16 protein-coding genes are annotated in these 13146 nt (G+C 62.8%); 8 read left to right on the top strand and 8 right to left on the bottom strand.

What is annotated here, in order from left to right; all coding sequences use genetic code 11:
• Positions 1 to 153: 153 nt before the first annotated feature.
• From ACSQ3L_RS22100 to ACSQ3L_RS22115, 4 genes are read right to left on the bottom strand one after another with little or no spacing between them, the layout of a single operon-like run.
• Positions 154 to 675, bottom strand: a complete 522-nt coding sequence (locus ACSQ3L_RS22100; RefSeq protein WP_436161838.1) for a CoA-binding protein — start codon at positions 673 to 675, stop codon at positions 154 to 156.
• Positions 672 to 1454 carry an AAA family ATPase gene (locus ACSQ3L_RS22105; protein ID WP_436161839.1) on the bottom strand — a complete coding sequence of 261 codons (783 nt, stop codon included), beginning with the start codon at positions 1452 to 1454 and terminating at the stop codon, positions 672 to 674. The genes ACSQ3L_RS22100 and ACSQ3L_RS22105 overlap by 4 nt, the downstream gene beginning before the upstream one ends.
• Entirely contained in the window at positions 1454 to 1876 is a 423-nt protein-coding gene (locus tag ACSQ3L_RS22110) for a VOC family protein (protein WP_436161840.1), read from the bottom strand. Before ACSQ3L_RS22110 ends, ACSQ3L_RS22105 begins: the two co-directional genes overlap by 1 nt.
• 9 nt (positions 1877 to 1885) lie before the next feature.
• A complete protein-coding gene (locus ACSQ3L_RS22115) occupies positions 1886 to 2707 on the bottom strand; it encodes an enoyl-CoA hydratase (protein WP_436161841.1) in 822 nt (273 codons plus the stop codon).
• A gap of 149 nt (positions 2708 to 2856) precedes the next feature.
• Here ACSQ3L_RS22115 and ACSQ3L_RS22120 point away from each other — a divergent pair, with 149 nt between their 5' ends.
• Entirely contained in the window at positions 2857 to 3303 is a 447-nt protein-coding gene (locus ACSQ3L_RS22120; RefSeq protein ID WP_436161842.1) for a PaaI family thioesterase, read from the top strand.
• Between the two features lie 18 nt (positions 3304 to 3321).
• Here the strand turns inward: ACSQ3L_RS22120 and ACSQ3L_RS22125 are convergent, their stop codons facing one another.
• The gene (locus ACSQ3L_RS22125) at positions 3322 to 3906 is read right to left on the bottom strand and encodes a TetR/AcrR family transcriptional regulator (RefSeq protein ID WP_436161843.1); all 585 of its coding nucleotides are present in this window, start codon (positions 3904 to 3906) and stop codon (positions 3322 to 3324) included.
• Between the two features lie 113 nt (positions 3907 to 4019).
• On the opposite strand from ACSQ3L_RS22125, the gene ACSQ3L_RS22130 reads away from it, so the two are divergent.
• The 3 genes from ACSQ3L_RS22130 to rpsI all read left to right on the top strand — a co-directional run bounded on the left by ACSQ3L_RS22130 (position 4020) and on the right by rpsI (position 5633).
• The gene (locus tag ACSQ3L_RS22130) at positions 4020 to 4400 is read left to right on the top strand and encodes an SRPBCC family protein (RefSeq protein WP_436161844.1); all 381 of its coding nucleotides are present in this window, start codon (positions 4020 to 4022) and stop codon (positions 4398 to 4400) included.
• A 284-nt stretch (positions 4401 to 4684) separates the two neighbouring features.
• Complete coding sequence (gene rplM / locus ACSQ3L_RS22135) at positions 4685 to 5149, top strand: 50S ribosomal protein L13 (RefSeq protein WP_436161845.1); 465 nt, start codon at positions 4685 to 4687, stop codon at positions 5147 to 5149.
• Position 5150: 1 nt separating this feature from the next.
• The gene (rpsI, locus tag ACSQ3L_RS22140) at positions 5151 to 5633 is read left to right on the top strand and encodes a 30S ribosomal protein S9 (RefSeq protein ID WP_023810272.1); all 483 of its coding nucleotides are present in this window, start codon (positions 5151 to 5153) and stop codon (positions 5631 to 5633) included.
• A gap of 228 nt (positions 5634 to 5861) precedes the next feature.
• Here rpsI and ACSQ3L_RS22145 read toward each other — a convergent pair whose 3' ends face one another.
• Complete coding sequence (locus ACSQ3L_RS22145; RefSeq protein ID WP_436161846.1) at positions 5862 to 6761, bottom strand: LysR substrate-binding domain-containing protein; 900 nt, start codon at positions 6759 to 6761, stop codon at positions 5862 to 5864.
• 91 nt (positions 6762 to 6852) lie between these two features.
• Here ACSQ3L_RS22145 and ACSQ3L_RS22150 point away from each other — a divergent pair, with 91 nt between their 5' ends.
• Positions 6853 to 7740: an aldo/keto reductase family oxidoreductase gene (locus tag ACSQ3L_RS22150; RefSeq protein ID WP_436161847.1), complete on the top strand. Its 888-nt coding sequence runs from the start codon at positions 6853 to 6855 to the stop codon at positions 7738 to 7740.
• 104 nt (positions 7741 to 7844) lie between these two features.
• On the opposite strand, the gene ACSQ3L_RS22155 is transcribed toward ACSQ3L_RS22150, so the two are convergent.
• Both ACSQ3L_RS22155 and ACSQ3L_RS22160 read right to left on the bottom strand, forming a co-directional pair.
• Complete coding sequence (locus tag ACSQ3L_RS22155) at positions 7845 to 8903, bottom strand: glycerophosphodiester phosphodiesterase family protein (protein ID WP_436161848.1); 1059 nt, start codon at positions 8901 to 8903, stop codon at positions 7845 to 7847.
• 83 nt (positions 8904 to 8986) lie between these two features.
• The gene (locus ACSQ3L_RS22160) at positions 8987 to 10195 is read right to left on the bottom strand and encodes an acyltransferase family protein (RefSeq protein ID WP_436161849.1); all 1209 of its coding nucleotides are present in this window, start codon (positions 10193 to 10195) and stop codon (positions 8987 to 8989) included.
• 124 nt (positions 10196 to 10319) lie between these two features.
• On the opposite strand from ACSQ3L_RS22160, the gene speB reads away from it, so the two are divergent.
• From speB to ACSQ3L_RS22175, 3 genes are read left to right on the top strand one after another with little or no spacing between them, the layout of a single operon-like run.
• A complete protein-coding gene (gene speB, locus ACSQ3L_RS22165) occupies positions 10320 to 11330 on the top strand; it encodes an agmatinase (protein WP_436161850.1) in 1011 nt (336 codons plus the stop codon).
• 30 nt (positions 11331 to 11360) lie between these two features.
• On the top strand, positions 11361 to 12287 hold the full coding sequence (gene argC, locus ACSQ3L_RS22170) for an N-acetyl-gamma-glutamyl-phosphate reductase (protein ID WP_436161851.1): 927 nt from the start codon (positions 11361 to 11363) through the stop codon (positions 12285 to 12287).
• Entirely contained in the window at positions 12284 to 13126 is an 843-nt protein-coding gene (locus ACSQ3L_RS22175; RefSeq protein ID WP_436163501.1) for an aminoglycoside phosphotransferase family protein, read from the top strand. Before argC ends, ACSQ3L_RS22175 begins: the two co-directional genes overlap by 4 nt.
• Positions 13127 to 13146: the final 20 nt, after the last annotated feature.

Below are 13146 nucleotides of genomic sequence, written 5' to 3' on the forward strand. Positions count from 1 at the left end.
CCTCCCTTTTTTGAAACTCTTGAAATGGCTGGGCATTCTTGGCGAAGGCCAGGCGCGAATGCAAAGAAGAAAATACCCTTCGATGCAGGACCTTCCATCAAACATCAGGAAAATACGGCATTTGCCGGAAAAATTTTGCGCTTTCGCGCTCGCCTACTTCTGCCGCACCCCGAAACTCTGGAATCCGGAGCGCATCAGCGGCTTTTTCGACGACAGCACGCCGGAATTGACGCCGGTCCAGCCGATCTCGCCGGACAGCTTGCCATATTCGATCTTGGGGCAGCGGTTCATCACCACCTTGATGCCGGCAGCCTCAGCGCGCGCGGCGGCCTCGTCATGGCGCACGCCAAGCTGCATCCAGATCACTTTCGGCAAGGGGTCGAGCCGCAATGCCTCGTCGACGATGCCAGGCACAGCCGCCGGCGCGCGAAAAATGTCGACCATGTCGATCGGTTCGGGAATATCGGCGAGCCTGGCATAGGTCATCCGGCCGAGGATCTCCTTGCTGGCCTGGCCAGGATTGATCGGGAACACCGAAAACCCTTTGGCCAGCAGATATTTCAGCACGAAATAGCTCGGACGCACATCGTTGGCGGACGCGCCGACCATGGCGACGGTTTTTACCGAATTGAGGATGCCGGCGATGTAGGTGTTGTCGTAACTATCGTGGTTCATGCCTCGTCTTCATACAACGCCTCGTCGAGAAAACCATCCGGGTCATTGCTGAAATCGCGCAGCATGCGGAAGTGGTCCGTATCACGAAAGTCGGCGGGCTCGAGTCCGAACCGGCTGATGCGGAACAGCCGCGCGCCGGGGCAAGCCATCAGCAGCGGCGAATGCGTCGCCATGATCACTTGCGCGGTGCCCGACTGGTCCATGCGCCTCAGCATCTTGAGCAGCTCGATCTGGCGCGACGGGGAGAGCGCGCTCTCGGGTTCGTCGAGGATGTAGATGCCTTGCCTGCGGCAACGTTCCTCGAAAAAGCGGATAAAGCCCTCGCCATGCGACCAGGACAGGAAGTCCGGCGGCGGTGGCCTGAACGGGTCTTCCAGCGCCGCCTGATCGAGATAACGGGCCACGGAGTAGAAGGATTCGGCGCGAAAGAACCAGCCGGCGGTGACTTTCGGCAGCCAGTGGCCACGGAATGTGTTTGCCAATGCAGCGCCACTCTTGTCGATCGCACTGGAATGGTCGACCGGCCGGTAGCCCTTGCCGCCGCCGGCTTCGTCGTAGCCGGCCAGCGCGCCGATCGCCTCGAGCAGTGTCGATTTTCCGGTGCCGTTCTCGCCGACGATGATGGTGATCGGCGTGGTGAATTCGAGTTCGAACTCGTGGCCGCGAAACAGCGGCAGGTTCCAGGGGTATTTTTCCCAATCCTCGACCCGCGCGGGATCAAGCAGGACGCGCTTGAGATACGGTGCCTTGAGCCGCGTCAGCTGCTTGCGATAGGCCATCAATCAGGCAGCGAAATCGTGCCGTCTTCCGCAATCGGAAAGGCCGGATTGTGCGCCACTTCCCAGACATGTCCGTCGGCGTCGGCGAAATAGCCGTACCAGCCGCCCCAGAAGGCGCGGCCGGCCGGCTTGACGATGCGGCCGCCGGCTTTTTCCGCCCTGGCGAGCACGTCGTCGACTTCAGCGTCGGAGCGGGTGTTGTAGGCGAGGTAGACAGCCGACGGTGACGTGGCGAACGCAATGCCGGAATCCTCTTCAGCGCTGGCGCGTGGGAACAGGCCGAGAATGACGCCGCCCATCTGGAAGAAGGCGACACCGTCGGTGATGCCGGCATGACGCCTCAGGCCCATCGCCTCGTAGAAACGCACCGCGCGGTCGAGATCGTCGGTGGCGATGGTGATGATGGAGATGCGTGGTTCCATGACGTCTCCTTACTCGTCCGTCCATTCCGGCTTGCGCTTGTTGATGAAGGCGCCGATGCCCTCCTCCGCGTCGCGTGCCAGCATGTTCTCAACCATGATCCGGCCGGTATAGGCATAGGCGTCGGCTAGAACCATTTCCGCCTGCGCATAAAAGGCTTCCTTGCCGGTCTTGACCACCAAAGATGATTTGGAAGCAATGGTTTGCGCGTATTTGGTGACAATCTGATTCAGATATTCGCGCGGCACGACACGGTTGACCAGGCCGAACTCCTTAGCCGTCGCCGCATCGATCGTCTCGCCGGTCAACAGCATCTCCATCGCATGTTTGCGCGAGACGTTGCGCGACAGCGCCACCATCGGCGTCGAGCAGAACAGGCCGATGTTGACACCCGGCGTGCAGAAGGTCGCTTCGTGCGAGGCGATCGCAAGATCGCAACTGGCGACCAGTTGCAGCCCGGCGGCGGTGGCAAGGCCGTCGACCTCGGCGATGACAGGCAAGGGATGACGCACGATCGCCTGCATCAGCGTTGCACAAGCCGCAAACGTCTCTGCGAAGAAGGCCTTGCCACGATCGGCGTCGGCGCGTCGCGCGGTCATTTCCTTGAGATCGTGGCCGGCGCAGAACACCTTTCCGGCCGCCGACAGCACTATGACGCGGACCGCCTTGTCGGCCTTGGCGCGTTCGAGCTCCGTCGTCAGCGCCGCCATCACCGCCAGCGACAGGGCGTTGGCGGGCGGATTGGCAAGCGTCAGGCGCAGCACGCCCTTGTCCAGTCTTGCGGCAACCGGACCGTCGACGGCAGCAGGCTTGATGGCTAGGATTTCGGCCATGGAAATGTCTCCGCGATTCCGCTCGGGCTGGCAGAGTATCTAATACCGGATCGGATTTCGTCCAACACCGATCGCTTGCACCAAGGGACGAAGGTTGCCAGAAATGCCGCGCTGCGCTCATACAGGTGCGCACAAAACGAGAGACCGACATGCCCGCCCAGACCAACCTCGAGCCCGTGCTGACCGCACTAGAAGTCAATGCGCTGATGGAAACCGTCTATCCGCAGCTCAATGAGCAGTTCAGATATTTCGAGGCGATCGACGTGTTCCCGGGTGGCTGCACCGTGCGGCTCAATGCCGGCGAGCGGCACCTGCGTCCCGGCGGCACCGTATCCGGCCCGTCGCTGTTCACGCTGGCCGACATCGGCGGCTATGTCTGCGTGCTGTCGCATGCCGGGCCGGATGCGCTCTCTGTTACAGTCAACCTCGACATCAACTTCGTCCGCAAGGCCGAGGCCGGACCGATCGACGGCCATTGCCGCATCCTGAAGCTGGGAAAGAGCCTGATGGTGTTCGACATCGACATCGTTGCCGGCCCGGACGGGCACACGGTGGCGCACGCCACCGGCACCTATTCGATCCCGCCGAAGCGTTAGCCGAATTCCTGCCGCCAACTATTTGTCCGCCAGCGGTCCCAAGATTTGGAGAACCGTCTCAAGAATGAGGCGACGCAAATTTGCAGGCCTATCGAGGTGACTGGCGATGAGCAGCCCATCGCTGGCAACGGTGAGGATATCGGCGGTGGTTTCGGAATCCGAACTGCCGTCGGCCACAAGCAGGCCGCGCAGCAGGTCGCGCTTCCAACGCCTATGCTCATCGATCGCCTGCCGTACCGGATGGCTTGGGTCGGGATATTCGGCGGCAGCGTTCAGAAACGGGCAGCCGCGGTAGCCAGGCTGGGCGGCGGCGTCCGCAACAAGATCAAAGATAGCCAGGATCGAATCCCGCGCCGATCGCTCGCTGATCTTGTCGATCATCGCCCTCCCTTGCCGGCTTTGGTTCTGAATGTACGCGCGGACGAGTTCATCCTTGGCCGGAAAATATTTGTAGAAAGTGGCCTTGGCCACGCCTGCCTCGGCGATGATCCGGTCGATGCCGACCGCGTGCACGCCCTCGGCATAGAACAGGTTCGTGGCTGTATCGAGTACGCGGCTGCGCGCAGCACTCTCCCGGCCGATGTCAGTAGCGTGGTCCACCATATCGAATACCCTTTGACGTCGACCCTTTTCCGCCATACAGACAGACTTGTCTAGTAGACAAACCTGTCTGCTCTTAAACGAGAGGTGCCAAAGTGGGATCAGTTATCAGGGAAATGATAGTCGACGCATCGCCTGAGAAGGTCTGGCAGACCGTCGGCAACTTCGCCGAAGGGCCGCGACTGACAACGCCAGATATTTTCGTGGATTGCCGGTTGATCGAGCCCGACTTGCGGCAAATGACCTTCGCCGACGGCAACGTCGTGCGGGAGAGGCTTATAGCCCGCGACGAACAGGCACGCCGCATCGTCTGGGCGTGGGAAGGAGAAGACGTATCGCACGACAACACCTCCATGCAGGTCTTTGCAGAGAACAATGGACGCAGCCGGTTGGTGTGGATTCATGACACCTCGCCGGACGAGCTCTGCGGCTGGCTTGCCGCCGCGATGGACCAAATTGCGCCGGAGATCCGCCGCTCGCTCGAAAGAGCCAACTGAAGACCGGACCGGTCAAAGAGCGTTCCGGCCATGCTCCGGAACGTTCCTTTCTTGCGGTATTATAATACCGCATCTACAACCCATTGTTTTTGCATAACCTTTTAGGAATACTCCAGAAACTTCAGCCTTGACGCGCCCCTTCGCCCTCGCCTATAAGCCCCTCACGAAGCAGCGGCCCGCAAAGGCCGCCGTTTTGTTATTGGCGGCGGGCAAGCGCCTTTCGCCAATCCAAGCAACAAGAAACGCCTTCCCTCGTGAAGGTCCGAACCGAAAGCAGAAAACACATGACAACCTTTTCGCAGAAGCCTGCGGATGTGGTGAAGAAGTGGATCCTGATCGACGCCGAAGGTCTCGTCGTCGGTCGTCTGGCCACTGTCATCGCCAATCATCTTCGCGGCAAGCACAAGCCGACCTTCACCCCGCATGTCGACGACGGCGACAACGTCATCGTCATCAATGCCGACAAGGTGGTGTTCACCGGCAAGAAGTTCACCGACAAAGTCTATTACTGGCACACCGGCCACCCAGGCGGCATCAAGGAGCGCACCGCGCGCCAGCTGCTCGAGGGCCGTTTCCCTGAGCGTGTCGTCGAGAAGGCCGTTGAGCGCATGGTGCCGCGTGGCCCGCTCGGCCGTCGCCAGATGAAGAACCTGCGCGTCTATGCAGGTGCCGAGCATCCGCATGTCGCCCAGCAGCCCGAGATCCTCGACGTGGCCAAGCTGAATTCCAAGAACAAGAAGGTCGCATAAGATGGCTGAGCTTTCCTCGCTCGCAGAACTGGGCGCCGCCACCGGCAACACCAATACCCAGCCGGCAGCCCCCGTCCACGTCCAGAAGCTCGACAAGTCGGGCCGCGCCTATGCCACCGGCAAGCGCAAGAACGCCATTGCGCGCGTCTGGGTGAAGCCGGGTTCCGGCAAGATCATCGTCAACGACAAGGAATTCGCGACCTATTTCGCGCGTCCGGTCCTGCAGATGATCCTCAACCAGCCGATCATCGCGTCCAACCGCGCCGGCCAGTACGACATCGTCGCGACCGTTGTCGGCGGCGGTCTCTCCGGCCAGGCGGGCGCCGTTCGTCACGGTATCTCCAAGGCGCTGACCTACTACGAGCCGACGCTGCGCGCCGTGCTCAAGAAGGGTGGCTTCCTGACCCGCGACAGCCGCGTCGTCGAGCGCAAGAAGTACGGCAAGGCGAAGGCCCGTCGTTCGTTCCAGTTCTCGAAGCGCTAAGCAGCTTCGCAGCTTCAGACAATCGAAAAGGCCGCCTCCGGGTGGCCTTTTTGTTTGGGGGCTCGTTGTCTACGGCTCGGCAGTCACCCCACCCGCGCCTGCGGCGCGACCTCCCCATCAAGGGGAGGTAGAAGAAAGGCGCTGCGCCCTACCTCCCCTTGATGGGGAGGTCGGCGCGCAGCGCCGGGTGGGGTGATGGAACCGGCGCAATTCATGCCTGGCGCCAGATCAGGGCTTGCCGGCCTTGATGAAATCGATGAACGCCCGCAGCGGCGCCGGCACCAGGCGCCGGCCAGGATAATAGAGGAAAGGCCCGGGAAAACTCTGCCACCACGGTTCGAGCACGGGCTCAAGCATGCCGCTTTCGAAGTAAGGGCGAAGCCAGCCCTCGAACAGGCCGATGATGCCGGTGCCGGCGATGGCCGCTTCGACGGCAAGATCGGTCGCCCCACCGATGCGCACGATCAGAGGCCCCGTCGGATCGATCCGGACGACCTCGCCGTTGCGCTCGAATTCCCACGGCAGCATCGCGCCGCTGGCAAAGCGGCCGCGCACGCAAGAATGACCAAGCAAGTCGCTCGGGTGTTGCGGCCGCCCATGGCGATCTAGGTAGGCAGGGCTGGCGGCAGTGGCGAAACGCTGCACGCGCGGTCCGATCGGCACCGCGATCATGTCCTGTTCCAGCCGCTCGTCATAGCGGATGCCGGCGTCGCAGCCGGCCGCCAGCACGTCGACAAAATTCTCGTCGGCGATCACCTCCAGCCGAATGCCGGGATAGGCGGCGAGGAAGCCCGGCACGATGTCCGGCAATATCAGCCGGGCGGCGCTGACCGGCACGTTGAGACGCAGCGAGCCCGCCGGCCTGTCGCGAAAACCGTTCACAACGTCCAGCGCCGCTTCCACCTCCGACAGCGCCGGGCTGAGCCGCTCCAGCAGGCTGAGGCCCGCCTCGGTCGGGACGACGCTGCGCGTCGTGCGGTTGAACAGCCTGACACCGAGCTGTGCCTCAAGGCGGCGCACCGCCTCGCTCAGGCCCGAGGCGCTGCCGCCGCTCGCACGCGCGCCATCGCGGAAGCCGCCGGCGCGCGCCACAGCGACGAAGGCGTTCAGATCACTGAGGTCCATCATTGTTCGCCATTCCGCACAGCCTGTGTGGATTGTACCTGATTATCACGAGGTTGAGCAGCGCCTATCTCTGCCTCCTCAAAGGAGATCCATCATGTCCAATATTCAACAGGCCGGTACCTTCACCCCCGCCACCTTCAAGCTTGGCAGCCACACCGTGAAGCGGCTTGGCTACGGCGCCATGCAGCTCGCCGGACCCGGCGTGTTCGGGCCGCCCAGGGACCATCACGCGGCATTGGCCGTGCTGCGCGAGGCGGTTGCGCAAGGCGTCGACCACATCGACACCAGCGACTTCTACGGTCCGCACGTCACCAACCGGCTGATCCGCGAGGCGCTGGCGCCTTACAAGGACGATCTCGTCATCGTCACCAAGATCGGTGCCCGGCGCGGCGCGGATGGATCGTGGCTGCCGGCCTTTTCTCCCGAAGCGCTGACCCAGGCGGTGCACGACAATCTTAGCAATCTCGGGCTTGACGTGCTTGATGTGGTCAATCTACGCATCATGTTCGATACCCATGGTCCAGCAGAGGGATCGATCGAAGCGCCGCTTACCGTGCTGGCCGAGCTTCAACAGAAGGGCCTGGTCAGGCATATCGGGCTGAGCAACGTGACGTCGGCGCAGATCGCGCAAGGACGTGGGATCACCGAGATCGTCTGCGTGCAGAACCAGTACAATCTGGCGCATCGCGGTGACGACACCCTGATCGACGACCTCGCCCGCGACGGCATCGCCTATGTGCCGTTCTTCCCGCTCGGCGGCTTCAACCCTCTGCAATCCTCCACCCTGTCAGGCGTCGCGGCGCGCCTCGGCACCACACCGATGCAGGTCGCGCTCGCCTGGCTGCTGCGCCGCGCGCCCAACATCCTGCTGATCCCCGGCACATCATCTGTCGGACATTTGCGGGAGAACCTCGCGGCTGCCGAACTGGTGCTTTCGGACGATGTGCTCGGGGAGTTGGATGGGGTGGCGATGGCGGCGTAAGAGCGCGGCACGGGCTGCCTGTTAGGGTTCGGCTATCACCCCACCCGGCGCTGCGCGCCGGGTGGGGTGCAGCGCCAGCGTTGACTGCGCCAGCGCCGGCGTTGCTAATTGATACTCGCCGTATTCGCCGGCTCAGCCGGCCGCGTCTCGTCGGCATAAGGCACGCGAAAACCATTCGCCGCCAGCCAGTCGATGGCCGCCTTCGGCTCGTCGGTCTGGATGATGGTAGCGCCGCGATCGGCCCAGAAACCCCAGCTTTCGCGCGGCAGGCTAGCCTCGACCGCCAGTTCGTCGCCGCGGCCGCCGGCGAGGAAGCCACCCGGCTTGCCAGCGATGGCGTAGGTGTCGGCCCAGATGTGCCAGTCGCCTTTCACCGCGGCTGCGCGCATGCGTGAGCTGAACAGCGGGCCGCCGGTCTCGGTCAGCGTCTCGGCGCCCGCTCGCCAGTTGATCAACTCGATCGCGCGCGGCGAGAAGGCGCGGTCGACCGTCCCGGCGAAATTGGCATCATGCACCGCGTCGTCAGCGATGATCGGCATGAACTGGAAGCCGCCGCCGATGGTATCCATGGCGGCCCTGACCGTGGAAATCCGGGTGGAATTCCACAGGTTCTCCTTGACGATGACCTGCTCGGCCATGCCGAGATCGCGAGCCACCGCGATCATGCCCGAGAGGTCGCCGACATCAAGCTTGTTGTCGAGGTTGATAAGGATCCTGTCTCGGGTCGCCAGCAGCATCTCGCGTAGGGTCGAGACTGTTTCATCGGTGACGATGCCGGTACCCTCGATCACCAGCCGGCAGGTCCTCAGTTCGGCCAGCGTGTACTTGACCACCTCGCCCCTGCAGGTCGTGGTGCGGTCAAGCCAGCTGTCATGCATGACGACGAACTCACCGTCCTTCGAGCGCCTTATGTCGACCTCGACGATTTCGGCGCCCATGGCGATCGAGCCTTCGACAGCGGCAATCGAATTTTCCGCATAGAGCGTCTTGCCGGCCTGCATGCTGCCGGCGCGATGCGCGGCCACCATGACGTGGTCACGCCATTGGTTGGCATGCTCGAAGCGGTCGAGAATCTGTCTGGCGCGGGTTTCGCCGGCCAAGGCTTGGCCAGAGGCAGCCGCCAGGGTCGCGGAAAGCAGAAGGCTCAGCCAAAGGGTCCGCATTGAGAATCGCTCCTTGCCGGATCGAGACCCGGATAAGCGACGCCCGTGACAGCTGGGTGAACGAAGCCGGCTAGCGGAATGCGTCAGATGCGTTTGGAAAGCCGGCGGAACCATGCCATTGCAGGCATTTCGACGAAGCGCCAGGTGATCCAGGAAGCGACAATGGTCACGGCGAGCATGACGACGATCGCCGCCGTTCCCGTCCACCCGGCGCCGAAGCCGGTGGCAGGCTGGCCGCGCAGCACGATGTCGCCGATCAGGCCGAGGCCGAGCTTGCGCTCGACGAGGCCGGCGACGTTGATCATGCGCGCCTGGACGAAGATGTGGACCATGTAGATCGAATAGGACAGCGCGCCGAGCGTCACCATGAACGGCGCCCTGAGCAAGGCGCTGATCCAGCCGCCCTCATGCGCGAACAGGAACAGCGCCAGCGCGAACACCAGGGGTGCCGCGATGCCGAAATCATTGTCGCCCGCCAGCGAAACGAAAAGCACGATAACGGCAACCATGACGATCTCCGCAAGGGTCCAGTCCATGCGTGGACCACCCCTGGCGAGAGCCTGTCGTGCCCCTGCAATGGAATCGTGCTGAAACCAGGCCAGCAAGGCCCCGAGCGAGAAGCCGTACAGGCAGCGGATGAAGCCGAAATCGAAGGACACATCCATATGATGGGTCGAGAAGCCGAGCAGGAACAGCGGCGCGGTAACAGCGGCGGCGACAAACCATATCCAGGCGCGTGCGCCGGCGACCAAGACCACGCCGGCAAACAGCAGATAGGCGAAGAACTCGGCCGAAATGCTCCAGCTTGGCGCATTCCAGGTCAATTGATCCTCGAAGCCGACACCCTGGAGCAGGAGAAGATTGGCAAGCAGGCTGTTGAGGTCGAAACCGCCGGTGAAGGGAGCAGCCCCGGTGCCGTGCAATTGCGGCAGCATCAGCCGCAGCAGCTCGAAGCCGGCGAAGGCGGCAAGCATGAGCAGATGCAGCGGGTAGATGCGGCCGAAACGGACCAGGGCGAAGCGAGCGACCTGTTCCGGTCGGTTCAGCCGATTGCCGTAGCTGCTGGCGATGACGAAGCCGGAAAGCACGAAGAAGAAATCGACGAAGAGATAGGACGAACCGATGAAGGCGCTTTGCGAAATCGTCGAGCCGGTCGGGAAGTGAAACAGCGCCACCAGGAGCGCACAGATGCCGCGCCACGAATCGAGGACCAGGAAGCGTTCGCCGACGATCGTGCCGCTGTGGGTCGACGCCACGGCACGGGTGGGGTTGAGAAACGCCGTCTGCGTCATGATGATACAAGTCCTGTCTTGCCGTGGCACTCGCGCAGCGCCATTCCGTCTCGCCAAGCTGTGACTGGCATCTTCCGTGCCGGTTCTGTAGTTGTTGCACCCCGATGAAAAACGAGGATTCGTAATGGCGAACAACACCATCGACCACGCCTTCACCGCCCGTTCCAAAACGGGCGGCGCCCTTGAGCCGACCTATTCCGGCGCGCTGTCATTCATGCGGCGCAAATACACCAAGGATATGAAGGGCGCGGACGCTGTGGTGTGGGGCATTCCCTTCGACGCCGCCGTCACCAACCGGCCTGGCGCCCGTTTCGGGCCGCAAGCAATCCGCCGCGCCTCGGCGATCCTCGACAACGACCCGCAATATCCGTTTTCACGCGACCTGTTCGAGCATCTGGCGGTGGTCGACTATGGCGATTGCCTGCTCGATTCGGGCAACCATCAGAAGACGCCGGGCACGATCGAGCGCGAAGCGGCGAAGATCCTGAAATCAGGCGCCTTCCTGCTGACGCTGGGCGGCGATCATTTCGTCACCTGGCCGCTGCTCAAGGCGCACGCCGCCATCCATGGTCCGCTGGCTTTGGTGCAGTTCGACGCCCATCAGGATACCTGGCCGGACGACGGCAAGCGCATCGACCACGGGTCCTTCGTCGGCCGCGCCGTCAAGGAAGGCATCATCGATCCCGACCGTTCGATCCAGATCGGCATCCGCACCCATGCGCCGGACACGTTCGGCATCAAGATCCTCTACGGCCATGAAATCGAGGAGATGCGCGCGTCCGACATCGCCTACGCCATCGTCGACCGCACCGGCGGCAAGAAGACCTATCTCACCTTCGATATCGACTGCCTCGACCCGGCCTATGCGCCGGGAACCGGCACGCCGGTTGCCGGCGGACCGTCCTCGGCGAAGATCCTGTCGACGCTGCGCCAGCTCAACCAGGTCGATATTGTCGGCGCCGATGTCGTAGAGGTTGCGCCGGCCTATGATCACGCCGATATAACGGCGATCGCCGGCTCGATGGTGGCCATGCAGTATCTCGGCCTGCTGGCGGAGCGAAAGGCACGGCTTGAAGAGCTGAACAACAACGGCAACCACAACGGCGCCACAGTGAATCAAGGTCAGGGCATATAGCCTTGAAATATCAGGGAATTTGATCAGTCCATGAAACCGAAAATCTTCATCGACGGCGAACACGGCACCACCGGCCTGCAGATTCGGGCACTGTTGGCCGAGCGCGGCGACCTGGAAATCATCTCGATTCCCGCAGCGCGCCGCAAGGAAACGGCCGCGCGCGCAGAGTTCCTCAATGCCGCCGATGTCGCGATCCTGTGCCTGCCCGACGATGCGGCGAAGGAAAGCGTCTCGCTGATCGCCAACGACACCACCAAGGTCATCGATGCATCGACCGCGCATCGCGTGGCGGAAGGCTGGGCGTATGGTTTCGCCGAGATGGACAAGGCACAGGCAAAGACGATTGCATCGGCAAAGCGCGTCGCCAACCCCGGCTGCTGGCCGCAGGGACCGATCGCGACGCTGCGGCCGCTGGTCACCGCTGGCCTGTTGCCTGCCGATTTCCCGATCACCGTCAACGGCATTTCGGGCTATTCGGGCGGCGGACGGCCGATGATCGAGGACTATGTCGCCAAGGGCGAGGACGCCTCGGAATTCCTGCCCTACGGCCTCACCTTGCAGCACAAGCACGTGCCGGAACTGAGGGCCTATGCCAGGCTGTCGCATGATCCGATCATGCAGCCGGCGGTCGGCAATTTCGCGCAAGGCATGATCACCGTTGTGCCATTGCAGCTTGGCGGCCTCGACCATGTGCCGACGGGTGCGGAGCTGCATGCGGCGATTGCCGACCATTTCGCCGCCATCAAGGGCGGTGTGGTCGAGGTGGCGCCCTATGCGCATTCGGAGCGCATGCCGGAGATCGATCCGGAAATCTACAACGGCACCAACCGGATGAAGGTCTACGTCTTTGCCAACGACAAACGGGCGCAGGCCCTGCTGCTGGCGGTCTATGACAATCTCGGCAAGGGTGCCTCGGGTGCCGCTGTGCAGAACATGGACCTGATGCTCGGCCTCTGATGGACACGCCAGCATTTCCGGCGCGCTGGAAAGTCAGCGCGCCCGAACTCATTGCCGAGACCTTTTCGAGCCGCATCTGGAAGGTTTTGCGCGAAGACGGCTCGCCCGCGATCGTCAAGGCGCTCAAGCCTTTCGATGACGTCGCCGACGAATTACGCGGCGAGCATTTTCTCGCCTGGCGGCGCGGCGAAGGCGCGGTGCGCCTGCTCGGCCGCGACGGCCATAGCATGCTGCTCGAATATGCCGGTGAAACGCTGCTGGAGCAGGTTCTCAACGAAAAAGGCGACGACGCCGCCACTGAAATCGCGGCCGATGTGATGGCAAAACTGTTTTCGCCTGGGAAAGACCACTTCCCGCCCGAACTTCAGCCGCTGAGAGAACGGTTCGCCAGCCTGTTTAACAAGGCGAATGCCGACCGCGACGCGGGCCATGACAGCCTCTATGTCGAGGCCGCCGTCATCGCCGATCGGTTGCTGGCCAATCCGCACGATATCAGGCCTCTGCATGGTGACCTGCATCACGAAAACATCCTGCACGGACCGCGCGGCTGGCTGGCGATCGATCCGAAGGGCGTTCTCGGCGATCCCGGTTTCGACGCCGCGAACATGTTCTACAACCCGCTCGACCGGGACGAGCTTTGCCTCGATCAGGAGCGGATCGCGCATATGGCCGCGGTCTTTGCCAAGATACTGGGCCAGACACCGCCGGCCATTCTCGATCATGCCATCACCTATGGTTGCCTGTCGGCGTCCTGGCATCATGAGGACGACAACGCGGTCGAGGAGAACCGCGAATTGTCGATCGCCGAGGCGATCCGGGCGGTGCGGGGAAGCTTCTGATCCGACCCCGATCGGCCTGG

Source organism: Mesorhizobium sp. LjRoot246 (genome assembly GCF_964254115.1).
In the GTDB taxonomy this organism is placed as follows: Bacteria; Pseudomonadota; Alphaproteobacteria; order Rhizobiales; family Rhizobiaceae; genus Mesorhizobium.

Bases quoted from the DNA above. Each gene is read 5' to 3' on its own strand.
- ACSQ3L_RS22120 (WP_436161842.1), top strand. From the start codon at position 2,857: ATGCCCGCCCAGACCAACCTCGAGCCCGTGCTGACCGCACTAGAAGTC.
- ACSQ3L_RS22160 (WP_436161849.1), bottom strand. From the start codon at position 10,195: ATGACGCAGACGGCGTTTCTCAACCCCACCCGTGCCGTGGCGTCGACC.
- rpsI (WP_023810272.1), top strand. From the start codon at position 5,151: ATGGCTGAGCTTTCCTCGCTCGCAGAACTGGGCGCCGCCACCGGCAAC.
- ACSQ3L_RS22155 (WP_436161848.1), bottom strand. From the start codon at position 8,903: ATGCGGACCCTTTGGCTGAGCCTTCTGCTTTCCGCGACCCTGGCGGCT.
- ACSQ3L_RS22105 (WP_436161839.1), bottom strand. From the start codon at position 1,454: ATGGCCTATCGCAAGCAGCTGACGCGGCTCAAGGCACCGTATCTCAAG.
- ACSQ3L_RS22115 (WP_436161841.1), bottom strand. From the start codon at position 2,707: ATGGCCGAAATCCTAGCCATCAAGCCTGCTGCCGTCGACGGTCCGGTT.
- argC (WP_436161851.1), top strand. From the start codon at position 11,361: ATGAAACCGAAAATCTTCATCGACGGCGAACACGGCACCACCGGCCTG.
- ACSQ3L_RS22125 (WP_436161843.1), bottom strand. From the start codon at position 3,906: ATGGTGGACCACGCTACTGACATCGGCCGGGAGAGTGCTGCGCGCAGC.
- rplM (WP_436161845.1), top strand. From the start codon at position 4,685: ATGACAACCTTTTCGCAGAAGCCTGCGGATGTGGTGAAGAAGTGGATC.
- ACSQ3L_RS22150 (WP_436161847.1), top strand. From the start codon at position 6,853: ATGTCCAATATTCAACAGGCCGGTACCTTCACCCCCGCCACCTTCAAG.
- ACSQ3L_RS22110 (WP_436161840.1), bottom strand. From the start codon at position 1,876: ATGGAACCACGCATCTCCATCATCACCATCGCCACCGACGATCTCGAC.
- ACSQ3L_RS22130 (WP_436161844.1), top strand. From the start codon at position 4,020: ATGATAGTCGACGCATCGCCTGAGAAGGTCTGGCAGACCGTCGGCAAC.
- ACSQ3L_RS22145 (WP_436161846.1), bottom strand. From the start codon at position 6,761: ATGATGGACCTCAGTGATCTGAACGCCTTCGTCGCTGTGGCGCGCGCC.
- ACSQ3L_RS22100 (WP_436161838.1), bottom strand. From the start codon at position 675: ATGAACCACGATAGTTACGACAACACCTACATCGCCGGCATCCTCAAT.
- speB (WP_436161850.1), top strand. From the start codon at position 10,320: ATGGCGAACAACACCATCGACCACGCCTTCACCGCCCGTTCCAAAACG.